We start from the raw sequence: 22054 nt of genomic DNA on the forward strand, positions 1-22054 counted from the left end.
CCCGGCTGTTCGGCACCCGGGTCCCCTTTATGTCACGGTGCTGAGCGCGGTGTCTATGCCTGGCCGGCGGTGCGCCAGCCGCCGTGGTACTCCTTGCGGACAGTCTCGGCGTAGGGGACCGGGCTCACAACGACGCGCACGGCGATCTGCTCGTGCGGCTGAACCGTCGTCTTCTTCGATCCGCCGTTGGGCTCACCCCAGACGACGCGCAGTTCGGTGCCGACGGGAATGTTCTGGTCGACGATCGCGAGCGAGAGACCACGGCGCTCGTTCGCCGTGATGCCGGTGAACATCGACAGGCCCACAACCGTGCCGTCTGCGTCGATCACCGAATCGTAGTTCGACGAACCGTAGTTCGCGTTGGGCAGATCGAAGAACTGGTATCCCGGCCCGCTGCGGTCGATCGGCGACACGAGGATCTTGCCCAGGTCTTCGTCATTCCACGCGAGGGTCACCTTCTTGCGCTGTGCGGCGGGGTCCATCTTCTCGAGTGCTTCTTTGCCGATGAAGTGATCGCGGTCGAACTTGATGAACGAACCGTAGCCGAGGTCCCACGGGGTGACGTAGTAGTCCTCGATGTTGTCAGAGACGAACGAGCCTGCGAGGGCGTTGGTGGCCTCGTAGCTGTTCGCACCGAGCCATTCGCGGTACCCACGCAACTCCTCACCCGTGTAGATGGCGGGCAGCGGAGAGGGGATCCAGCCGGACTCGAGTGTGTTCGACGAGTAGGCACGTGCACCGACCGGCTCGATGCCGAACTCCGCTCCCTCGTCGAGAATGGTCTGGCGGACCTTCTCATAGGTGTCGTATGGTCCCCAGATCTCGAGGCCAGGGGCGCCGGCCATACCGTGGCGAAGCGTACCGACGGTCTCGCCGCCGATTTTCATGGTGGCCATGTGGAAGAACGTGACCTTCTCCATCGATCCGCCGTTGAGCTTTTCGATGATCGGCCAGGCGTTGGGCCCCTGAATCTGAAAGCGCCAGTACCTGCGGCTGACGGCCTTGCCGTACGGCCTCGAGGGGGAACGGTCGTCGTGAACGATCTCGACGTCGTAACCACCGGTCTCGCCCTGATAGAGCAGCCAGTTCGCGACAGGCGCACGGCCGACGAACACGAAGCGGTCCTCTGTTTCACGGAACATGATTCCGTCTCCGATGACATAACCGGCTGGGGTGACGGGCACGAACTGCTTCGCCGTGTTCACGGCAAAGGTGGCGACGCTGTTGATGCCTGTGTCGCTGACGAGCCTCAGAGCATCCGGGCCCTCGATGAAGAGGTTCACCATGTGGTGGCTCTGGTCGAAGAGCACCGCCGTCTCGCGCCAGGCGATCTGCTCACGACGCCAGTTGGTGAACTCAGAGGGGACGACGGGATAGATATACGTCCCGAGCTGCGAGTTCCGAAGATGCTCAACGGTGTTCGCCGATTCGTCGAGAACCTCTTGCAGATTGGATGCGGTCACGATGCTCCTTCTCTTGATGCCGGTCTGGGAGATGATGCGCTCCGCCTGTGTGCGCCACCTTCGTGGCTTTCTGCGCGAGATGCGGCGGTCACGCGAGAGCGCGAAAGAGGGAACGGACGGGGAGTGTCGAGGCCTCGTAGGCCCGCGATGCCGGCCGCCGTCGGCCGTTCGCTCGGGTTCATCGACATGGTGAACTCCCTTGTTCTCGCCGTCTTCGTCTGAGACTAGCCTTGAACACGATTGGCTACAAGAATGTAGCCAAAATCTTGACCGTTATGCCGGATCGTGGTTTGCTGGCATAGGGCGGCTGATGAAGGCCAGCCCCGCGCGCACGAGGCACGACGCGCAAGAGAGGAATGACGTATATGGCGAGCGAGGATCGCAGCCGTGACGCCGTCCGCGCCGACACGATGATCGACGGGGTTCCCTGCATGCTGATGCGGGGCGGAACCTCGAAGGGCGCGTACTTTCTCGCGTCCGACCTTCCCGTCGATCCCGCGTCGCGCGACGACCTGCTCATGCGGATCATGGGAACACCGGACGCCAGGCAGATCGACGGGCTGGGAGGCGCGCATCCGCTCACCAGCAAGGTGGCCGTCGTCTCACCCTCCGCGGCGGGCGAGACCGACGTCGACTACCTGTTCCTGCAGGTGGGGGTCGACGAGGCTTTCGTCACCGACGCCCAGAACTGTGGGAACGTTCTTGCGGGAATCGGGCCGTTCGCCCTCGAACGAGGGCTCGTCGAGCCTGGTCCGGGCGGTGAGACGAGTGTTCGCATCCTGATGGTCAACAGCGACAGTGTCGCCGTTGCGACGTTCGCCACCCCGGGCGGGCGTGTCGACTACGACGGTGGCCTGGCGATCGACGGGGTGCCGGGCACGGCGGCCCCCATCAGACTCGAGTTCGAGGGCACGGCCGGCTCGACTCTCGGCGCGCTGTTCCCGACCGGTCGTGTGCGCGACACCGTCGCAGGCATCGATGTGACCTGTGTCGACAACGGCATGCCGAGCGTGCTGGTGAAGGCCTCCGATCTCGGTGTGACCGGTGACGAGCCGCCAGCGGATCTCGAAGCGGATGAGGTGCTTGCGGCGCGTCTCGTCGACCTCAGGGCGGCCGCCGCCGAGATCATGGGCATGGGTGACGTCAGCGGCAAGACGATTCCGAAGATCGTGCTGCTCTCACCCCCGCGGGGTGACATCGGTGCAATTGGAACCCGCAGTTTCCTGCCCGTTCGCGCCCACACATCCATCGGTGTTCTCGGCGCTCTCACCGTGGGCGCGGGCGTGCTCGCCGAGGGGTCGGTAGGACACGACCTCGCGCGGCTGCCGCAGCGCGGGCAGCCGTTCAGAATCGAGCACCCGACCGGCTTCTTCGACGTCGACGTCGCGCTCTCTGGTGCGGCTGAGGATGCCGACGTCACACGTTCCGCCGCGCTGCGCACGAGCCGCAAGATCTTCGACGGCCGTGTCTTCGCGAGGCCACGGCTGTGAACCGGCTCCGGGCTGACCCCTGAAACACAGCGACGATTCGCACCGACCAGCACCCATGACGGAGGAACCATGACCGACCCGCAGTCTTTCGACATCGCCCATCTGGGGCACGTCGAGCTCTTCACCCCTGACTTCGAGAAGAGCCTGTGGTTCTTCAAAGACCTGCTCGCCATGCGAGAGGTGGCCCACGAAGGCGATTCGTCGTTCCTGCACTGCTGGGACGACTACGAGCGGTACACGATCAAGTTGACGGCTTCGCACACGAGCGGGGTCGGCCGTGTCGCCTACCGCGCATCCAGCCAAGAGGCGCTCGAGCGTCGGGTGAGGGCGATCGAGGCATCGGGATACGGGATCGGCTGGCGCGAGGGAGAGATGGGCGTCGGGCGCAGTTTCGCCTTCACCGATCCCGACGGACACCCGATGGAGATCTATTACGAGACCGAGCGCTTCGTCGCTCCCGCCGATGCGAAGCCGGCGCTCAAGAACCAGGCAGACAGGTTTCCAGGCCGCGGAGTCAACGCCCGCCGTCTGGACCACGTCAACTACCTCGGCGCCGATGTCGAGGAGAACGGCCGATTCATCGCCGAGGGCCTTGCCGGCCGCGCCAGCGAACAGATCCGCCTCGATTCGGGGAAGCTGGCCGCACAGTGGTTCCACTTCGTGAACAAGTCGTACGACGTGGTGTACTCGGGGGACTGGACGGGCAGCACAGGGCGTCTGCACCACATCGCCTTCGCGACCGACACTCGTGAGGACATCCTCAAGGCCGCAGACATCTTTCTGGAGAACGGCATCCACATCGAGTCAGGTCCGCACAAACATGCGATCCAGCAGACCTTTTTTCTGTACGTCTGGGAGCCGGGGGGCAACCGCATCGAGTTCGCCAACCCGGGTGCGCGCCTGCTTCTCGACCCGGACTGGGAAGTCGTGGAGTGGACAGAAGAAGAGCGCAAGAAGGGTCAGGCCTGGGGGATGAAGACCATCGAGACCTTCCACACACACGGCACGCCGCCGATCGAGTCGTAAGCGAGCAGAGCCATCTTCTGTGAGACGAGCAGAGCAGTCTTTTGTGCGACCCGGCTGGTATGGATGTGAGAAGGCGGCTTTGAACATTCGCCGCGTCGAAGGGGTGGTGGTTCCGGTGAGCGGGCGATAGCGTCGGCAGCATGAGCTCACCTTCATCAACGCTTCTCATCCTGGGCGCAAGCGGCGACCTGACGTCCAGGCTTCTGCTTCCGGCCCTCGGCCAGCTCCTCACCGAACAGCACCACAGAAGGGTGCAGATCATCGGAGCAGGGCTCGACAAGGTGACGGATGCCGACTGGCGCGAGACCGTGACGAATTCATTCTCGACGGTGCAGGCATCCGGTGCAGCCGTCGATGCCGCCATCCGCGACGCGATCTACGCAGACACCGACGTCAGCAAGCCGGACGCCATGCGCGAGCTGCTCTCTCGTTGCAAACAGGCGCCGGCCATCTATTTCGCCCTGCCGCCGGCTGTCACCGCACTCGCGTGCGCCGCACTGCAGCAGGTGGAGCTGCCGGAAGACACCGTTCTGGCGCTCGAGAAGCCGTTCGGCACCGATGAGGCCGGCGCTGAGGCGTTGAACGCGCAGCTGTCCAGACTCGTGCCGGAGGACAACATCCATCGCGTCGATCATTTTCTCGGTCGGTCGACGGTCTTCAACCTGCTCGGGGTGCGATTCGCCAACCGCATCTTCGAACCACTGTGGAACGCAGAGCACATCGAGAAGGTGGAGATCGTCTATGACGAGCAGCTCGGCCTCGAGGGGCGCGCGGGATACTACGATCGTGCGGGCGCACTCGTCGACATGATCCAGAGTCATCTTCTGCAGGTGCTCGCCGTGGTGGCGATGGAACCGCCATCTACGCTGAACGCACAGGATCTGCGCGACGCGAAGGGGCTTGTGCTGAGGGCGACGCGTGTGCGGCACAATGACGCCGTCGGCTCGACAAGACGTGCGCGCTACACCGCGGGGGCCGTTGCCGGCCGTCGATATCCGGCCTACGCGGACGAGCCGGGTGTCAACCCGGATCAGAAGACCGAGACGCTCGCCGAGGTGAGAGTCGAGGTGAACAACTGGCGCTGGTCCGGTGTGCCGTTCGTCTTGAGGTCAGGCAAAGCGCTCGGTGTGCGCCGGCGTGAGATCATCGTGACCTTCAAGCGCGCGAACCATGTGCCGACCGGCTTCTCGGGGCGCGCAGAGGCAACGGTTCTGCGGCTGATGCTCGCACCAGACGAGATGTCGCTCGAGCTGAACATCAACGGTCCTGGCGATCATCGAGTGCTTGACCGAGCCGCTCTCACAACCGATTTCGGGCCCGGTCAGCTGCTGGCATACGGCGAAGTCCTCGAGGGCATCTTCGACGCTGACCCGTCGCTCTCGGTCAGGGCAGACACGGCGGAGCAGTGCTGGCGGATCGTCGCACCCGTTCTCGAGGCATGGAAGCGGGATGACGTTCCGCTCGATGAATACGCCGCAGGGTCGGCGGGGCCGGCTCACTGGCGTTCCTGACGGCAGATGCCCGCAGCTCGCGAGGGCCGTCAGCGGATCACGCGCTGTTGCGGGACTGCTCGGCGCCGTGGGGCGGTGAGACGAGCTCGTCACTCACGAACGAGGGATCGTGGCGCACGGGGTCTGCCCACACCGCGACCGTATCGAGCTCCCGAGTCACTCGCTCAGTGGCTGTCCTAGGTTGCCCTTCAGCCGCTGTGAGTGCCGTGATGCCGGGTTCTCGGACGACGGAGGGCTCTTCACTGCCGCGCGCAACGGGAATGCCGTCACGCGTGCCGAGGATGGATGCCGTGACAGCCTGTGCGAACACGGTTGCCGAGATCTCTTGAAAGATCGAATCGGTGTCGTCGTCGCCCCGGCGCACCAGGGTCCACGTGCCGTTCTGACCGATGTACTCGCTGAGCACGGAACGCACAGTGGCAAAGAGCTGTTCGGGATCAACAGGCTGCTGTGGGGCGGGTCCCGTGGCGTCCGGCCGGGGCTGCGGATGCGCTCTGTGGCGGCGGCGGCCAAACATATCTGCTCCTCTGCAGTGAGACGTGTCTTCCTGCTTGCGACAAGTGTCACGTGCTCACCCGAGGGCGCACCGGCGACACGCCGCAATGAGCGGAATCACCCTGTCAGCCTGGCATTCCGGTAATGTGTGCGCCGCCTCAGGCCTCGAGCTGCTCGCGCTTCTCCTGCTCTGCCTTCTGCGAGACCGCGCCGATGGCTAGAGCGACGGTGATCGCCCAGCCGACCCACATCAGTGCGAGTCGCCAGTCGCGTGGTCCTTTTCGAGTGCTCTGTAAAAGGCCGAAACCACTGGCCACCGTTGTGATCACACTCGCGTTGAGCAGGTATTTGCGCATCGTTATGAACCTCCGGTTCCAGGGTAGTGCGCTTCGCGTCGTGGGAGCAGACCCCGCAACGGTGTGCTGAGGCTCTCACGCGAGAAGGCGGGCAGCTGCCGCCGGCAGCCACTGTGGGGTGCGGGCTCCGCTGATAACCTGAGACAAACTCAATTCGACGATCGATGTGCGGAGGTGACATGGGCGACAAGCGCGACACGACGGCACAATCGTTCGATTTTGTGGTGGTGGCCAATCGGTTGCCGGTGGACAGGGTGGCGACGGATGACGGGACCGTTCACTGGAGAACGTCCCCCGGCGGGCTGGTGACCGCGCTCGAACCGGTGATGAGGGCAGAGAGCGGTGCCTGGATCGGGTGGCCGGGGTCGACGGACATCGACGTCGAACCGTTCGACAACAACGGCACCTGGATCGTGCCCGTGCACCTCAGCGCCGAAGAGGTCGAGTACTACTACGAGGGATTCTCGAATGACACGCTCTGGCCGCTCTACCATGACGTGATCGCGCCGCCGAGGTACCACCGTGAGTGGTGGGACGCGTATGTCCTCGTCAATCGCCGTTTCGCCGACATCGCGGCTTCTATCGCCGCTGAGAACGGCACGGTGTGGGTGCACGACTACCAGCTGCAGCTTGTGCCCGCCATGCTCAGAGACTCACGGCCAGACCTGACCATCGGGTTCTTCAACCACATTCCTTTTCCGGCATACGGGTTGTTCTCGCAGCTGCCGTGGCGCACTCCGATCGTTCGCGGTCTGCTCGGCGCCGACGTTCTCGGCTTTCAGCGCACAGCGGATGCCAGCAACTTCGCGAGGGCTGTGCGCCGGCTGCTCAATTACGAGACGAAGAGCACGAGCATCGCTGTTCCCATCGAGGAGCGCGCGCCGGTCGAGGCTCGAAAACCGCAGAGCACTGTGGTGCCGCCCGATTCTCGTACCCGCAGGCCCGTCGGTCCGAAGCGGATCGTGACGGTGAAACACTTTCCGATCTCGATCGACGCGCAGAGCTACGAAGACCTCGCACGCCAGCCAGAGGTCCAGGCCAGGGCGCGTGAGATCAGAGAAGAGCTCGGCAATCCCCGAGTGATCATGCTCGGAGTCGATCGTCTGGACTACACGAAGGGCATCGGCCACAGGCTCAAAGCATATGGAGAGCTCCTCGCAGAGGGCAGGCTCAGTGTCGAGGACGTCACACTCGTGCAGGTGGCGAGCCCGAGCAGGGAGCGCGTCGAGACCTACAAGTCATTGCGCGATGAGATCGAGCTTATGGTCGGACGGATCAACGGCGATTTCGGCACGATCGGTCATACGGCGATCAACTATCTGCACCACGGTTATCCGAGAGAGGAGATGGTCGCCCTGTATCTCGCGGCGGACGTCGTGCTTGTGACAGCGCTGCGCGACGGCATGAATCTCGTCGCGAAGGAATACGCGGCCACTCGGTTCGACAACGACGGTGTGCTCATACTGAGTGAGTTCGCCGGAGCATCCGACGACATGAAACAGGCCCTTCTGGTGAACCCCCACGACATCGAAGAGCTCAAAGACGAAATGATGCGGGCGATCGATATGGCACCGGCAGAACGTCGTCGCCGTATGCGTGCCATGCGGCGACGGGTGCTCGACTACGACGTGAAGCGCTGGTCTGCGTCGTTCCTCAACGAACTGCGCCGGAGCTCCGCGGCTGCGAAGTCACGTGCGCGTCTCTCGGATGCCGACGATGGGCCAGACACCCGCGGCGAAGAAAGCGACCCACGGGTGGCATCGTGAGCAAGGGCGGGGCGGAACTCGGCCAGCGGGCGGAGCGGGAGATCGACGACGCGGTATCACGCCTTGCGTCGGCTGGCGAGCTGCTCGTTGCGCTCGACTTCGACGGCACTCTCGCGCCGCTCATAGACGACCCGGCGAACTCGCGTGCGCTTCCCGAATCGCACGCGGCGGTTCTGGAGCTGGCCTCCGCACCGCACACGAGGGTCGCGTACGTCTCAGGCCGGGCGCTCGAGAGCCTCGAGCGTGTCGCAGACGTGCCGGACTCCGTGCTGCTCGTCGGCTCGCACGGGGCGGAGTTCCGCCTGGACGGGGCGGACGGGCATCCACCCCTCAGCGAAGACGACACGTCAGCCCTCGAGCGGATGAAGCAGGCGCTCGACGCCGTCGCCGATGCCGCACCGGGCGTGTGGATCGAGGTGAAGCCCGCGGGGTTCGCCGTGCACACTCGCAGGCTGGACGATCGCCACGCCGAGCGTGTTGTGGCAGAGGTCATGCGTGTCATCGACGGAGGATTCCCCGGGGCGACCGTGCGCGCGGGCAAAGACGTTCTCGAGATGTCTGTGCTCTCTGCGACGAAGGGGGACGGCATCGCCCGGCTTCGCGATTACACCGGGGCAGACGCCGTTTTCTACGCGGGTGACGATGTCACAGACGAAGACGCCTTCGCGGCTCTCGATCAGCGGGACATCGGCGTGAAGGTCGGAAGCGGCGAAACCCGGGCACAATATCGAATCGACGGCCCGAGAGAGTTCGCCTTGTTCCTCGGCCGGGTCGCAGAGAGCAGGATCGCCCGGCTCGGAAGCGTTTGACGAGCACCGGGCGGCCAGGCCGCATTCGCCGAAGCCTTAGACTCGGTGTATGCCAGAGATTGACCTCAAGCCACGCAGCCGTGCCGTCACGGACGGAATCGAAGCCACCACAAGTCGCGGGATGCTCCGCGCTGTCGGAATGGGCGATGAAGACTGGGACAAGCCGCAGATCGGCATCGCGTCGAGCTGGAACGAGATCACTCCGTGCAACCTCTCGCTCGATCGTCTCGCGCAGGGCGCCAAAGAGGGTGTGCACTCCGGCGGCGGGTACCCGCTGCAGTTCGGAACCATCTCGGTGTCCGACGGCATCTCGATGGGACACGAGGGGATGCACTTCTCGCTCGTGTCGCGTGAGGTCATCGCCGACTCGGTCGAGACGGTGGTCATGGCGGAACGCCTCGACGGCACAGTGCTGCTCGCGGGCTGTGACAAGTCCCTGCCCGGCATGCTGATGGCGGCGGCGAGACTCGACCTGGCCTCTGTTTTTCTGTATGGCGGCTCGATCGCCCCAGGATGGGTCAAGCTGAGTGACGGCACGGAGAAGGACGTCACGATCATCGACTCCTTCGAGGGCGTCGGCGCCTGCAAGGCGGGCACGATGAGCGAAGAAGACCTCAAGCGCATCGAATGCGCGATCGCCCCGGGAGAAGGCGCGTGCGGCGGCATGTACACGGCCAACACCATGGCGTCCGTCGCCGAAGCGCTCGGCATGAGCCTGCCGGGATCGGCAGCGCCTCCCTCGGCCGACCGCCGCCGGGACTATTTCGCTCACCGCTCGGGCGAGGCGGTTGTGAACATGCTGCGTCTCGGCCTCACGACCAGGGACATCCTCACAAAAAAGGCCTTTGAAAACGCCATAGCCGTCGCCATGGCGTTCGGCGGGTCGACGAATGTCGTTCTGCACCTGCTCGCCATCGCACGTGAGGCCGATGTCGACCTCACCCTCGACGACTTCAACCGGATCGGCGACAACGTTCCCCACATCGGTGACCTCAAGCCGTTCGGCAAGTACGTGATGAATGACGTGGACCGCCACGGCGGAGTGCCGGTTGTGATGAAGGCCCTGCTCGACGCAGGCCTGCTGCACGGTGACGCGATGACCGTCACGGGCAAGACCGTCGCCGAGAACCTCGCCGAGCTCAACCCGGGCGAGCTCGACGGCGAGGTTCTGCGCACGCTCGACAACCCGATTCACAAGTCGGGCGGTCTCACCGTGCTGAGCGGGTCGTTCGCGCCAGAGGGCGCCGTCGTCAAGACCGCCGGCTTCGACCTCGAGGTGTTCGAGGGCCCCGCACGCGTGTTCGAACGTGAACGTGCGGCGATGGATGCTCTCACAGAGGGAAGCATCAGCGCAGGCGATGTCGTGATCATCCGGTACGAGGGCCCGAAGGGCGGGCCAGGAATGCGGGAGATGCTCGCGATCACCGCCGCCATCAAGGGCGCGGGGCTCGGCAAAGATGTACTACTATTGACGGACGGTCGATTCTCAGGCGGCACAACCGGTCTGTGCATCGGCCACATAGCACCCGAAGCAGTGGACGCCGGCCCCATTGCATTCGTGCGCGATGGTGATCTGATACGGGTCGATATCGCGGCTCGCTCCATTGACCTACTTGTCGACGCTGCAGAGCTCGCAGCCCGCCGTGACGGCTGGGCACCACTTCCTCCGCGCTATACCCGTGGCGTCCTCGCAAAGTACTCGAAGCTCGTGCACTCCGCTGCGGAGGGCGCGATCACCGGGTAGCGCGCCTCATTCACGATCACTCTCGAGGGAACAATTCACGTATGTCTGCGGAACCACGTACCGCCAAATCACCAGCTGACCTCCACGCTGCCTCGGCAGCGCCAGAGGTCCAGAGAGCGCCCGAAAGTCTGACGGGTGCCGAAGCCATCGTGCGCACGCTCGAACTTCTGGGTGTCGACGACGTCTTCGGCCTTCCCGGCGGGGCGATCCTGCCGCTCTATGACCCGCTGCTCGACAGCACAAAGCTTCGGCACATCCTCGTCCGCCACGAGCAGGGGGCAGGTCATGCTGCTGAGGGTTACGCCGCTGCCACCGGTAGGGTCGGCGTCTGCATAGCGACGAGCGGCCCGGGAGCGACCAACCTCGTCACAGCCATCGCCGACGCGCACATGGATTCGGTGCCCTTGCTGGCGATCACGGGCCAGGTGTTCTCGCACCTCATCGGAACCGATGCCTTCCAAGAGGCCGACATCGTCGGGATCACGCTCCCGATCACCAAACACTCATTTCTGGTGCGCGACGCGAGCGAGATCCCCGCGACCATCGCGGCCGCGTACCACATCGCCTCAACGGGCCGGCCGGGGCCGGTGCTCGTCGACATCACCAAAGACGCACAGCAGAACTCTGCTCCATTCATCTGGCCGCCGAAGCTCGATCTGCCCGGTTATCGCCCGGTCACCAAGGCGCACGGCAAACAGATCCAGGCGGCGGCCCAGATGCTCGTCGAAGCCAAGAAGCCGGTCTTCTATGTGGGCGGGGGAGTGATCAGGGCAGAGGCATCCGCCGAACTGCTGGAACTCGCCGAATCGACAGGTGTTCCCGTTGTGACCACGCTGATGGCCAGGGGTGCATTCCCCGATTCGCACGCCCAGCACCTGGGCATGCCGGGGATGCACGGAACGGTCCCGGCCGTGCTGGCGCTGCAGGAGGCTGACCTGCTGATCTCGCTCGGAGCCCGCTTCGACGACAGGGTCACCGGCAAATCGGCGGAGTTCGCACCCCTTGCCAAAGTCGTTCACGTCGACATCGACCCTGCTGAGATCTCGAAGATCCGCACGGCCGATGTGCCCATCGTCGGCGATGCCAAAGACGTCATCGTCGACCTCAGCGCAGCGTTCCAGAAGGCGAGCCGAGAGGCGAAGCCGGATTACCAGGAATGGTGGACCTACCTGAACGGGCTGCTGGACGAGTTCCCGCTCGGATTCGCGCCGACGAGTGACGGTCTGCTCGCCCCGCAGCACGTCATCAAGCGGATCGGTGAGCTCACCGGGCCGGAGGGCATCTTCGCGGCCGGCGTCGGCCAGCATCAGATGTGGGCGGCGCAGTTCATCAGCTATGAACGACCGAACTCGTGGCTCAACTCGGGCGGTGCGGGCACGATGGGTTACGCCGTTCCCGCAGCCATGGGCGCCAAGGTGGCGGAGCCGCATCGCCATGTCTGGGCGATCGACGGCGACGGATGCTTCCAGATGACGAATCAGGAACTCGCGACCTGCACGATCAACAACATCCCGATCAAGGTCGCCGTCATCAACAACTCGTCGCTCGGCATGGTGCGTCAGTGGCAGACGCTCTTCTACGACGGCCGGTATTCGCACACGGACCTCAACACCGGCCATGACACGGCCAGGGTCCCCGACTTCGTGAAGCTCGCCGAAGCCTATGGCGCCCTCGGCATCCGGGTCACACGCGAAGACGAGGTCGACGCGGCCATCACACTCGCGCTCGAGACCAACGACAGGCCGGTCGTCATCGACTTCGTCGTGAGCGCAGACGCGATGGTCTGGCCGATGGTGCCGCAGGGCGTCAGCAACAGTTATGTGCAATACGCCCGGGATCACAGTCCGGCGTTCGACGAGGAGGCCTAGACATGTCGAGACACGTTCTGAGCCTGCTTGTCGAGAACAAGCCCGGTCTGCTGACCCGAGTCGCGGGGCTCTTCGCCCGACGCGGCTTCAACATCGAATCGCTTGCGGTCGGCGTGAGCGAGGTCGAGGGCCTCTCTCGGATAACCGTTGTCGTCGACGTCGAAGGACTTCCGCTCGAACAGGTCACCAAACAGCTCAACAAACTGGTGAACGTCATCAAGATCGTCGAGCTCGAGCAGTCCCAGTCCGTGCAGCGCGAGCACCTGCTGATCAAGGTGCGCGTCGACAACTCCACCCGCTCCCAGGTGCTCGAGGCCGTCAACCTGTTCCGCGCGCGTGTCGTCGATGTGGCGACAGACGCGGTTGTCATCGAGGTGACGGGCGATTCCGGCAAGACGAACGCACTCCTCAAGGTGCTCGAGCCCTATGGGATCAAAGAGATGGCGCAGTCAGGGCTCCTCGCGATCGGCCGCGGTTCGAAGTCCATCTCCGAGCGCGTTTTCAAGAACTAATACGAAGCCGGAACCGCTGCACAGGCGGTTTCCGAAACCAACAAGGAGAAATCACAAGTGACTGAGATTGTCTACGACCAAGACGCCGACCTCTCGCTCATCCAGGGCAAGAAGGTAGCTGTCATCGGGTATGGCTCACAGGGCCACGCCCACGCACTCAACCTGCGCGATTCCGGCGTTGAGGTCGTTGTCGGCCTGAAAGATGGCTCGAAGTCCATCGCAAAGGCCCAGGAGGCCGGCTTCACGGTGAAGAACGTGGCGGATGCATCTGCCTGGGCAGACGTGATCGTCATCCTCGCCCCTGATCAGCACCAGCGCATCATCTATGCGGAGTCCATCAAGGACCAGCTCTCCGACGGCAAGGCACTCGTCTTCGGCCACGGCTTCAACATCCGCTTCGGCTACATCGAGGCCCCAGAGGGCGTCGACGTGTTTATGGTCGCTCCGAAGGGCCCGGGGCACACCGTCCGTCGCGAGTTCGAAGCGGGACGCGGAGTTCCCGTGATCGTCGCCGTCGAGAAGGATGCATCCGGAAACGCCTGGCCCCTCGCCTGGTCATACGCCAAGGCCATCGGCGGGCTGCGTGCCGGCGGCATCAAGACCACATTCACCGAAGAGACCGAGACCGATCTGTTCGGTGAGCAGGCGGTGCTCTGCGGTGGTGTGTCACAACTCGTCCAGTACGGCTTCGAAACGCTGACCGAGGCCGGCTACCAGCCGCAGATCGCGTATTTCGAGGTGCTTCACGAGCTGAAGCTCATCGTCGACCTCATGTGGGAGGGCGGCATCGCCAAGCAGCGCTGGAGTGTCTCTGACACCGCCGAGTACGGCGACTATGTCTCTGGCCCGCGTGTCATCGACCCGCACGTGAAAGAGAACATGCAGGCCGTTCTCGCCGACATCCAGTCCGGTGCGTTCGCGAAGCGCTTCATCGACGACCAGGATGCAGGCGGCCCCGAGTTCCTCGAGCTCCGCAAGAAGGGCGAGCAGCACCCGATCGAAGAGACCGGGCGTGAACTGCGCAAGCTCTTCGCGTGGAACGCATCGAACGATGACGACTACACAGACGGCAGCGTCGCCCGCTAGAGGTGTCTTGACGGGCTGCCGTCTGTGCAGTCGTCGTGACGCTGTGTTTGTTGTGGTGCGGTACCGACGGCGGCGTCGCCCGCTAGAGGTGTCTTGACGGGCTGCCGTCTGTACAGTCGTCGTGACGCTGTGTTTGTTCGGCGCCTGCGGTGCGGTACAGACGGCGGCGTCGCCCGCTAAAGAGCCACCACCTGATCAGCACACCGGCTGATCTCACCAGACAGGGATGATCTCCCTCGGCTTCGGCCGCCGCTCGCGCACCATCGTGAGCGGCGGTCGGAGCCATTTTCATTCAGCCCCGTGCGAGCGGCTCGAGTGCGTCGCGTTACGACGATCGGGCTCGTATCGGGGGTGAACCGTGTGCAGAGCCCGCTCCGAGACGAGTGGCGGCTACGCTGGAACGATGACGCCCGACCGTGACCACGATGCGCTGAGCTGGGCGGGTGACGACGATGAGACTCTCGCCGGCGGTGCCGGTGGTGTCGACGATGCGTCTGCACAGAAGGCCTCCGTGGCACCCGGATGGCGGATCGTCGGAAAACCCGGTGTGGCCGACGGTGAGAACACGGATGCTCGGAGCGGCGATCGCCGGACGCACCAGACCTCCACCGGCGAACGTTCGCAGATGAGCTCGATCGCTCTCATCGCCCATGGTGTGATCGCGGGTGTTTTTCTGCTCTACACCATCGGCTGGCTCGTGGCGGTGGGCCGAGACAGTTATCGGCCAGAGGGAATCGACGCACAGGTCATGTACACACTCGGGCACTGGTTCGCCGTGCTGTCTCCAGCGCTCTGGTTCGGCACGACCCTCTGGCTCACCCGCGGATCCCCGTCGTTCCGGTGGCGGTTTGTGGCGTTCGTCGCCGGCGTCGTCGTATTGGCGCCGTGGCCGTTCATCGTGGGGGCAGCATGACAGGTGGCACCGTGCAACCAGGGGCGTCGCCCGCCGCCCGCACTCCGCTATGGCTTCAGTACGCCCTGCTCGTCGTCTTCGGGCTGTTTTTCGCCTATGACGTCTGGGAGGCGGTCGGCAACCTGCTGGTGATCGCCGCAACGGCATCCGCACTCGAGACCTCGGTCACCGCACTCGGCTGGGTGATCCTCGTTCTCAGCGCGCTTCTGCCGCTCATCGCCTTCGGGGCGGCGTACCTCATCGGACGACGGCGCGGTCCGATCTCTCAGGTTCTTCTCTATCTGACGGCACTCGGCACCTCTGCCGCGACGTACCTCAGCGTCGGCTCGCTGTTCGGAGTGGGGTCGTTCCTCTCCTGACCACATTCCGCCGTCGGGGTCTTCACAACACGAGTACCGGCGTCGGCGTCATGCGGCCCGGCCGTCCGATAAAGTTGACCTGAACCCGCCTGCCCGTCAGCGCGTCCCCGTCGAACCGTGAAGGATAGTCTGTGTCGAAACCGGTTGTGCTCATCGCCGAAGAACTCTCACCAGCCACCGTCGATGCGCTCGGGCCGGATTTCGACATCCGCAACGTCGACGGCACCGATCGCCCGGCACTGCTCTCAGCGCTGGCAGACGCCAACGCCGTTCTCGTGCGCTCGGCGACCAAGGTCGACGAAGAGGCGATCGCGGCAGCTCCTCACCTGAAGGTGATCGCCCGCGCGGGCGTCGGGCTCGACAACGTCGACATCAAGGCCGCGACGACCGCCGGCGTTATGGTCGTGAACGCGCCGACGTCCAACATCATCTCAGCCGCTGAACTCACAGTGGGTCACATCCTGAGTCTGGCTCGTCACATCCCCGCCGCACACAGCGCCCTCGCTGAGGGGCAGTGGAAGCGGTCGAAGTACACCGGAACAGAGCTCTATGAGAAGACCATCGGCATCATCGGCCTAGGCCGCATCGGTGCGCTCATCACCGCCCGCATGCAGGCGTTCGGAACGAACGTCATCGCCTATGACCCCTACGTCACCAGTGCTCGCGCCCAGCAGCTCGGTGTGCGACTCGTCAGTCTCGACGAGCTTCTGGAACAGGCGGACTTCATCACGATCCACATGCCGAAGACGCCGGAGACCACGGGCATGATCAGCACCGAGCAGCTCAGGCGCATGAAGCCCACCGCCTACATCGTGAACGTCGCACGCGGTGGTCTGATCGACGAGGACGCGCTGTACGAAGCGCTCGTCTCGAAGACGATCGCCGGCGCCGGGCTCGACGTGTTCGTCAGCGAACCTCCGACCGAGCGCAGGCTGCTCGCGCTCGAGAACGTGATCGTCACCCCGCACCTCGGTGCGTCGACAGCCGAGGCGCAGGAGAAAGCCGGTGTGTCTGTGGCGAAGTCGGTGCGCCTCGCTCTCGGCGGAGAGCTCGTTCCAGACGCCGTCAACGTCGCGGGCGGCATCATCGATCCCTACGTGCGCCCCGGCATCCCGCTCGTCGAGAAGCTCGGTCAGATCTTCGCGGCGATCTCAGCGCGTTCGCCCCTCACGAGCGTGGACGTCGAGGTGCACGGCGAGCTCAACGACTACGACGTGAGCGTTCTGAAGCTCGCCGCCCTCAAAGGGATCTTCACGAACATCGTCAGCGAGACCGTGTCGTATGTGAACGCACCGCTTCTCGCCGAGCAGCGAGGCATCGAGGTCCGCCTGATCACGGATGCCGAAAGCGACGAGTACCGCAACGTCATCACCCTGCGCGGCGCGTTGAGCGACGGCTCGCAGATTTCGGTCTCCGGCACACTGACCGGCACCAAGCAGATCGAGAAGCTCGTCAGCATCAACGGATACGACGTCGAGGTTCCGATCGCCAAGCACCACGTTGTGATGCTCTACACGGACCGCCCGGGGATCGTCGCGATCTTCGGCCAGCGTTTCGGCGAGGCATCCATCAACATCGCCGGCATGCAGATCGCGCGCCACGAAGCAGGCGGGCAAGCGCTCAGTGTGCTGACCGTCGACTCGCCGGTGCCGGATGACATTCTCGAGACCGTTCGCTCCGACATCGACGCAGACGTTCTGCGCGAGATCGACATCACGGACTGAGCCGATCAGAGGGTGTCATCGCGCTCGGCGTAGTCGACGCGCTCCCCGGTGGTGCGGTCAACACCGGAACGGGTGATGGAACGGCGTTTGCGTGCCATCAGGGCGATGCCGAGGATGACAACGACGAATCCCGCGGCGAGCAGGATGTAGCCCACCATTCTCAGGTCAACCCACTCGACGGTGATGTTGACGGCGAAAACGAGTATCGCTCCCACCGCCATCAGAAAAATCCCCAGACCCAAACTCATCGTCACCACTCCTTTGTCGTCGGCGGGTGTTGTCGCCAGCGTATTCCGCTCCGCCCCGAATAACCACCGGTCGTGCGGATAGCGGCTCCCAGCGGCAGTAGGCTGAACAGGTCGTTGTCGTGGCGCAGTGAAGGAGCAGTATGTCGCGTGAGATCAAGCTTGCGGTGATTCCGGGTGATGGAATCGGCCAGGAGGTCACGACGGAGGCGGTGAAGGTTCTCGACGCTGCCACGGCGGCATCGGACGTCACATTCGCCAAAACGATGTTCTCGCTCGGCGCCGGCAGGTATCTCGAGACGGGTGACGTTCTGACACCGGATGACCTCGCCGCGATCTCTCAGAACGACGCGATTCTGCTCGGCGCCGTCGGAGGCACCCCTGGGGACACCCGTCTGAAGGACGCGAACATCGAGCGCGGGCTTCTGCTCGGCCTGCGGTTCGCCCTCGACCACTACGTGAACCTGCGCCCCGTGCGTGTGTATGAGGGCGTGGCGAGCCCACTGGCCGACCCCGGCGACGTGGATTTCGTCGTCGTCAGGGAGGGCACAGAGGGACCGTACGTCGGTAACGGCGGCTCGATCAGGCGCGGCACCGCCCACGAGATCGCCAATGAGGTTTCGGTGAACACCGCCTATGGCGTGGAGAGGGTTGTGCGATACGCGTTCACCGTCGCAGCGTCCAGGCGCCAGAAGCTCACGCTGGTGCACAAGACGAACGTCCTCGTTCACGCGGGCGGGCTCTACAAACGCCTGGTCGACGAGGTCTCGGCCGAGTTTCCCCGGGTGAGCGTCGACTACCTGCACGTCGACGCGGCGACGATCTTCATGGTCACCAATCCTGCTAGATTTGACGTCATCGTCACAGACAATCTCTTTGGCGACATCCTCACCGACCTCGCCGGCGCAATCAGCGGTGGCATCGGACTCGCGGCCTCCGGCAACATCAACCCGGACGGCACGTTCCCCAGCATGTTCGAGCCCGTGCACGGATCGGCGCCAGACATCGCGGGGCAGCAGAAGGCTGATCCCACCGCTGCCATCCTCTCTGTCGCTCTTCTGCTCGATCACCTGGGCCTCACGGCGGAATCGGCGGCTGTCACCGCAGCCGTCACGGCGGACATCGCCACCCGCACCGATTCACCCCGCACAACGAACGAGATCGGCGACGCGATAGCGTCTCGGCTCTGACGAGTTGTTCATGCCCCCTTGCGGGCGTCGTCGTACGAAGGAATACAGATGACCATCACCACTGAAACCGCGAACGGGCCGGCGCAGCCACTTGCCTGGCAGCACGCCGCGGCCCCGAACCCGCTCGGTGAAACCGAACGAGCCGCCATTCTCGAGGACCCCGGGTTCGGCAAGCACTTCACCGACCACATGATCGCCATCGACTGGTCGGTCGACGAGGGATGGCACAACGCACGTGTGCAGCCGTACGGGCCGCTCCAGCTCGACCCCGCTGCCTCGGTGCTGCACTACGGCCAGGAGATATTCGAGGGACTCAAGGCGTACCGGCATCCTGACGGCACGATCTGGACGTTCCGCCCGGAGAAGAACGCCGAACGGATGCAGCGTTCCGCTCACCGGCTCGCACTGCCGCTTCTGCCGGTCGAGTACTTCGTGGAGTCATTGAGACAGCTCATCGCGGTCGACAAGGCCTGGGTTCCGGAGGGTGCGGACAAGAGCCTCTACCTCAGGCCGTTTATGATCGCCAACGAGTCGTTTCTCGGAGTACGCGCGGCCGAACACGTCACCTACTACGTGATCGCGAGCCCCGCCGGGTCATACTTCGCCGGCGGAGTGAAGCCCGTGTCGATCTGGCTCACCACCGAGTACTCACGTGCCGGTCGCGGTGGGACGGGCGCGGCGAAGTGCGGCGGCAACTATGCGGCGTCGCTGCTGCCGCAGCAGGAGGCGGCGGCGAACGGGTGCTCTCAGGTGCTGTTCCTCGACAGCGAGACCGGGAGCCGCATCGACGAGCTCGGCGGGATGAACATCTTCTTTGTGTATGCCGACGGACGCATCGTGACGCCTGAGCTCACCGGGAGCATCCTCGAGGGAGTCACCCGATCGAGCATCATCGAGCTGGCCGAAAAGCGCGGTCATCGGGTTGAGGAACGCACAATCACCATCGACGAGTGGCGGGCAGGCGTGGAGTCCGGTGAGATCTCCGAGGTGTTCGCCTGTGGCACAGCCGCGGTGATCACCCCGATCGGTCAGCTGAAGTCACCGCACTTCAGCATCGGGCGTCCCGACGCAGTGGCCGGCGAGGTGTCGATGTCGATCAGGCGCGAGCTGACAGACATCCAGCACGGCCGTGAGACAGACACGCACGGCTGGCTCACGAGGCTCGACGCCTGACCGGGATGTGCCCCGGCACGTTCACCGGGAACGGGCACGCGAGAGCATAGGGTTGTACACGTGAAAATCGCGCGCTTCAGTCATCAGGGCTCCATCCATTTCGGTATCGTCGACGAGACAGATCTCGTTGTGCTCGCGGCCGACCCGCTGTTCGCCGGGATCGAGACCACGGGTGAGCGGATTCCGCTCGCAGACGCCGTGCTTCTTGCGCCGGTCATTCCCCGGTCCAAGGTCGTCTGCGTCGGCAAGAACTATCACGAGCATGCGGCCGAGATGGGCGGAGAGGCGCCTCAGGAGCCGTTGTTGTTCCTCAAGCCGAACACGTCGGTTGTGGGCCCGGGCGACAAGATCGTGCTGCCCGCGCAGTCGTCGCAGGTCGAGCACGAGGGCGAACTCGCGGTGGTCATCGGCGCGGTTGCGAAGAACGTCGCCGCAGAAGACGCAGATCAGGTCATCTTCGGCTACACCGTTGCCAACGATGTGACGGCGCGTGATCTGCAGCGCGCAGACGGCCAGTGGACGAGGGCGAAGGGGTTCGACACATTCTGCCCGCTCGGACCGGTCATCGAGACGGAGTTCGAGTTCGATGGAGCGACGATCGAGACGCGTGTCAACGGCTCGGTGCGACAGTCTGCGCCGCTGGGCGACATGATCCACTCCGTGCCGAGGATCGTCGAGTACGCCTCTTCTGTGTTCACTCTGCTGCCGGGTGACGTCATTCTGACGGGCACGCCTGCCGGGGTCGGACCGATCGTCGCCGGTGACACGGTCGAGGTCGAGGTCAGCGGCCTCGGGGTTCTGCGCAACACCGCAGCATAACGAGCGTCACCGCACACCGCATCCACCGCGCTGCAGCACGAGACGGCTTCGTCCGCGTGTGCTCGTCACGAGTGCGCTCATCACGAGTGCTTTCGTGCGCTCATCACGCGCGCCACGGTTTGTGATGCGCTACACGAAATAGGGTAGCGCGCCGCAAAAGGTGGCGCGCGAGGCAGAACAGGTCCACCGGCACACGGTTAGGCTGACGGATGTGACCAGGTCAGGTGGTGTGCGTCCCCTCGGTTCCGGCGGTGCCGGCCTCGCCGAGGCGGAGCTCGTGAGTGTGCAGAGGCGCACGGTTTGGCTGCTGTCACTCGGCCAGGTTCTCGGTGGATTCGCCGCCGGCGCCACCGTCTCGCTGGGGGCGCTGCTGGCCTCAGAAGTGTCCGGATCCACTGCATGGTCCGGCATGGCCGCCACCATGCTCACCCTCGGCGCCGCCGCCGTGGCCATCCCCCTCGCTCGGTTGGCCGCGGCGAAAGGGCGGCGACCGGCACTCGCTGTCGGTGCCCTCGTCGCGGCCGGCGGGTCTCTCCTCACCGTCACGTCTGTGGCTCTCGGCAGCTTTCCGTTGCTGCTGGTGTCGCTGCTTCTGCTCGGGAGCGGTTCTGCTGTCGGGCTTCAGGCACGATTCGCCGCCACGGACCTCGCCTCGGATCGCACGCGCGCGCGGGATCTGTCATTCGTCGTCTGGTCCACCACGCTTGGAGCGGTAGCCGGTCCGAATCTGCTCGAACCGGGGGAGGCGATCGGAGGGATACTCGGACTGCCGCCTCTCACGGGTGCGTTCGTGTTCGGAATCGTCGCGCAGCTTCTGGCCGTCGCCGTCTATCTGGTCGGCCTGCGGCCTGACCCGCTGCTGACCGTCCGGGCTGTCGGCGACGCACCGCGTCCGGGGGCGAGAGCCCTGATCGCGGCGCATCCCTCGACGACCCGTCGCCGGTTCGCGATGGTCGCCGTGGCGTTGAGTCACGCCACGATGGTGTCTGTGATGGCGATGACGCCCGTGCACCTGCAGGATCACGGAGCCACGCTCTCGATCATCGGGCTCACGATCAGCCTGCACGTCGCCGGGATGTATGCCCTGTCACCCGTCTTCGGTATCATCGCGGACCGCGCCGGGCGTCTCACGGTGATCGTCGGGGGTCAGATCCTGCTCGGGGGAGCCCTGCTCGTGGGCGCCATCGGCTCAGACAGCAACGCCATGGTGGCGCTCGCCCTGATTCTTCTCGGTCTGGGCTGGAGCGCGTCGACGGTCGCCGGCTCCGCCCTGCTCACGGAGTCGACAGAACCGCCGCTGCGCGCGCGTGTGCAGGGCTTCAGCGACATGGCGATGAACCTCGCGGGTGCGGTCGGCGGAGCCCTCGCAGGTCCGGTGCTTGCCCTCGTCGGCTTCAACGGGTTGTCGTGCGTCGTGGCATCCCTTGTCGCGGTGGTGATCGTGTGGGCCCTTCTGGCGCGCACACGATCCTGAGCGGATGCCGGGGGATGAGCGCCGGTAGGAT

At 64.6% G+C, this 22054-nt stretch carries 20 protein-coding genes; 16 read left to right on the plus strand and 4 right to left on the minus strand.

The window, feature by feature from the left end; all coding sequences use genetic code 11:
* Positions 1 to 53: 53 nt before the first annotated feature.
* Positions 54 to 1463, minus strand: coding sequence for a vanillate/3-O-methylgallate O-demethylase (gene ligM, locus ACYVF5_RS06635; RefSeq protein ID WP_460944567.1), 1410 nt, complete (start codon positions 1461 to 1463; stop codon positions 54 to 56).
* Between the two features lie 365 nt (positions 1464 to 1828).
* On the opposite strand from ligM, the gene ACYVF5_RS06640 reads away from it, so the two are divergent.
* The 3 genes from ACYVF5_RS06640 to ACYVF5_RS06650 all read left to right on the plus strand — a co-directional run bounded on the left by ACYVF5_RS06640 (position 1829) and on the right by ACYVF5_RS06650 (position 5490).
* Positions 1829 to 2953 (plus strand): 4-oxalomesaconate tautomerase, encoded by a 1125-nt coding sequence (locus ACYVF5_RS06640; RefSeq protein ID WP_460944569.1) that lies wholly within the window; start codon positions 1829 to 1831, stop codon positions 2951 to 2953.
* 69 nt (positions 2954 to 3022) lie between these two features.
* Positions 3023 to 3979 (plus strand): VOC family protein, encoded by a 957-nt coding sequence (locus tag ACYVF5_RS06645; protein WP_460944571.1) that lies wholly within the window; start codon positions 3023 to 3025, stop codon positions 3977 to 3979.
* Between the two features lie 140 nt (positions 3980 to 4119).
* Positions 4120 to 5490: a glucose-6-phosphate dehydrogenase gene (locus ACYVF5_RS06650; RefSeq protein ID WP_460944573.1), complete on the plus strand. Its 1371-nt coding sequence runs from the start codon at positions 4120 to 4122 to the stop codon at positions 5488 to 5490.
* Positions 5491 to 5527: 37 nt separating this feature from the next.
* On the opposite strand, the gene ACYVF5_RS06655 is transcribed toward ACYVF5_RS06650, so the two are convergent.
* Together ACYVF5_RS06655 and ACYVF5_RS06660 are read right to left on the minus strand one after the other, a co-directional pair.
* Positions 5528 to 6007, minus strand: coding sequence for a hypothetical protein (locus ACYVF5_RS06655; protein WP_460944575.1), 480 nt, complete (start codon positions 6005 to 6007; stop codon positions 5528 to 5530).
* A 136-nt stretch (positions 6008 to 6143) separates the two neighbouring features.
* Positions 6144 to 6341, minus strand: a complete 198-nt coding sequence (locus ACYVF5_RS06660) for a hypothetical protein (RefSeq protein ID WP_460944577.1) — start codon at positions 6339 to 6341, stop codon at positions 6144 to 6146.
* A gap of 179 nt (positions 6342 to 6520) precedes the next feature.
* Here ACYVF5_RS06660 and ACYVF5_RS06665 point away from each other — a divergent pair, with 179 nt between their 5' ends.
* From ACYVF5_RS06665 to serA, 9 genes are all read left to right on the plus strand, one after another.
* A complete protein-coding gene (locus tag ACYVF5_RS06665; protein ID WP_460944579.1) occupies positions 6521 to 8107 on the plus strand; it encodes an alpha,alpha-trehalose-phosphate synthase (UDP-forming) in 1587 nt (528 codons plus the stop codon).
* Positions 8104 to 8916 (plus strand): trehalose-phosphatase, encoded by an 813-nt coding sequence (gene otsB / locus ACYVF5_RS06670; protein WP_460944581.1) that lies wholly within the window; start codon positions 8104 to 8106, stop codon positions 8914 to 8916. Before ACYVF5_RS06665 ends, otsB begins: the two co-directional genes overlap by 4 nt.
* 49 nt (positions 8917 to 8965) lie before the next feature.
* The gene (gene ilvD, locus ACYVF5_RS06675) at positions 8966 to 10660 is read left to right on the plus strand and encodes a dihydroxy-acid dehydratase (protein WP_460944583.1); all 1695 of its coding nucleotides are present in this window, start codon (positions 8966 to 8968) and stop codon (positions 10658 to 10660) included.
* A gap of 41 nt (positions 10661 to 10701) precedes the next feature.
* Positions 10702 to 12528 carry an acetolactate synthase large subunit gene (locus tag ACYVF5_RS06680; protein WP_460944585.1) on the plus strand — a complete coding sequence of 609 codons (1827 nt, stop codon included), beginning with the start codon at positions 10702 to 10704 and terminating at the stop codon, positions 12526 to 12528.
* Between the two features lie 2 nt (positions 12529 to 12530).
* Positions 12531 to 13040, plus strand: coding sequence for an acetolactate synthase small subunit (gene ilvN, locus ACYVF5_RS06685; protein WP_460944587.1), 510 nt, complete (start codon positions 12531 to 12533; stop codon positions 13038 to 13040).
* A 57-nt stretch (positions 13041 to 13097) separates the two neighbouring features.
* A complete protein-coding gene (gene ilvC, locus ACYVF5_RS06690) occupies positions 13098 to 14126 on the plus strand; it encodes a ketol-acid reductoisomerase (RefSeq protein ID WP_460944589.1) in 1029 nt (342 codons plus the stop codon).
* Between the two features lie 403 nt (positions 14127 to 14529).
* On the plus strand, positions 14530 to 15039 hold the full coding sequence (locus ACYVF5_RS06695) for a DNA polymerase III subunit gamma/tau (protein ID WP_460944591.1): 510 nt from the start codon (positions 14530 to 14532) through the stop codon (positions 15037 to 15039).
* Entirely contained in the window at positions 15036 to 15398 is a 363-nt protein-coding gene (locus ACYVF5_RS06700; protein WP_460944593.1) for a bacitracin resistance protein, read from the plus strand. The genes ACYVF5_RS06695 and ACYVF5_RS06700 overlap by 4 nt, the downstream gene beginning before the upstream one ends.
* Before the next feature lie 131 nt (positions 15399 to 15529).
* Positions 15530 to 17122, plus strand: a complete 1593-nt coding sequence (gene serA / locus ACYVF5_RS06705; protein WP_460944595.1) for a phosphoglycerate dehydrogenase — start codon at positions 15530 to 15532, stop codon at positions 17120 to 17122.
* 5 nt (positions 17123 to 17127) lie between these two features.
* Here serA and ACYVF5_RS06710 read toward each other — a convergent pair whose 3' ends face one another.
* Positions 17128 to 17370 carry a DUF6458 family protein gene (locus tag ACYVF5_RS06710; protein WP_460944597.1) on the minus strand — a complete coding sequence of 81 codons (243 nt, stop codon included), beginning with the start codon at positions 17368 to 17370 and terminating at the stop codon, positions 17128 to 17130.
* A 140-nt stretch (positions 17371 to 17510) separates the two neighbouring features.
* Here ACYVF5_RS06710 and ACYVF5_RS06715 point away from each other — a divergent pair, with 140 nt between their 5' ends.
* The 4 genes from ACYVF5_RS06715 (at position 17511) to ACYVF5_RS06730 (ending at position 22023) form a co-directional block, all read left to right on the plus strand.
* A complete protein-coding gene (locus ACYVF5_RS06715; RefSeq protein WP_460944599.1) occupies positions 17511 to 18557 on the plus strand; it encodes a 3-isopropylmalate dehydrogenase in 1047 nt (348 codons plus the stop codon).
* A 48-nt stretch (positions 18558 to 18605) separates the two neighbouring features.
* Positions 18606 to 19730, plus strand: a complete 1125-nt coding sequence (locus ACYVF5_RS06720; protein WP_460944601.1) for a branched-chain amino acid aminotransferase — start codon at positions 18606 to 18608, stop codon at positions 19728 to 19730.
* 60 nt (positions 19731 to 19790) lie between these two features.
* A complete protein-coding gene (locus ACYVF5_RS06725; protein ID WP_460944603.1) occupies positions 19791 to 20549 on the plus strand; it encodes a fumarylacetoacetate hydrolase family protein in 759 nt (252 codons plus the stop codon).
* Positions 20550 to 20760: 211 nt separating this feature from the next.
* Positions 20761 to 22023 (plus strand): MFS transporter, encoded by a 1263-nt coding sequence (locus ACYVF5_RS06730; RefSeq protein ID WP_460944605.1) that lies wholly within the window; start codon positions 20761 to 20763, stop codon positions 22021 to 22023.
* Positions 22024 to 22054: the final 31 nt, after the last annotated feature.

The sequence above is a fragment of the Okibacterium endophyticum genome, assembly GCF_054780075.1.

What these genes read in the sequence shown, in the direction of transcription:
- ACYVF5_RS06640 (WP_460944569.1), top strand. Translation starts at nt 1,829, where the DNA reads ATGGCGAGCGAGGATCGCAGCCGTGACGCCGTCCGCGCCGACACGATG.
- ACYVF5_RS06645 (WP_460944571.1), top strand. Translation starts at nt 3,023, where the DNA reads ATGACCGACCCGCAGTCTTTCGACATCGCCCATCTGGGGCACGTCGAG.
- ACYVF5_RS06650 (WP_460944573.1), top strand. Translation starts at nt 4,120, where the DNA reads ATGAGCTCACCTTCATCAACGCTTCTCATCCTGGGCGCAAGCGGCGAC.
- ACYVF5_RS06655 (WP_460944575.1), bottom strand. Translation starts at nt 6,007, where the DNA reads ATGTTTGGCCGCCGCCGCCACAGAGCGCATCCGCAGCCCCGGCCGGAC.
- ACYVF5_RS06660 (WP_460944577.1), bottom strand. Translation starts at nt 6,341, where the DNA reads ATGCGCAAATACCTGCTCAACGCGAGTGTGATCACAACGGTGGCCAGT.
- ACYVF5_RS06665 (WP_460944579.1), top strand. Translation starts at nt 6,521, where the DNA reads ATGGGCGACAAGCGCGACACGACGGCACAATCGTTCGATTTTGTGGTG.
- ilvD (WP_460944583.1), top strand. Translation starts at nt 8,966, where the DNA reads ATGCCAGAGATTGACCTCAAGCCACGCAGCCGTGCCGTCACGGACGGA.
- ACYVF5_RS06680 (WP_460944585.1), top strand. Translation starts at nt 10,702, where the DNA reads ATGTCTGCGGAACCACGTACCGCCAAATCACCAGCTGACCTCCACGCT.
- ilvN (WP_460944587.1), top strand. Translation starts at nt 12,531, where the DNA reads ATGTCGAGACACGTTCTGAGCCTGCTTGTCGAGAACAAGCCCGGTCTG.
- ACYVF5_RS06695 (WP_460944591.1), top strand. Translation starts at nt 14,530, where the DNA reads ATGACGCCCGACCGTGACCACGATGCGCTGAGCTGGGCGGGTGACGAC.
- ACYVF5_RS06700 (WP_460944593.1), top strand. Translation starts at nt 15,036, where the DNA reads ATGACAGGTGGCACCGTGCAACCAGGGGCGTCGCCCGCCGCCCGCACT.
- ACYVF5_RS06710 (WP_460944597.1), bottom strand. Translation starts at nt 17,370, where the DNA reads ATGAGTTTGGGTCTGGGGATTTTTCTGATGGCGGTGGGAGCGATACTC.
- ACYVF5_RS06715 (WP_460944599.1), top strand. Translation starts at nt 17,511, where the DNA reads ATGTCGCGTGAGATCAAGCTTGCGGTGATTCCGGGTGATGGAATCGGC.
- ACYVF5_RS06720 (WP_460944601.1), top strand. Translation starts at nt 18,606, where the DNA reads ATGACCATCACCACTGAAACCGCGAACGGGCCGGCGCAGCCACTTGCC.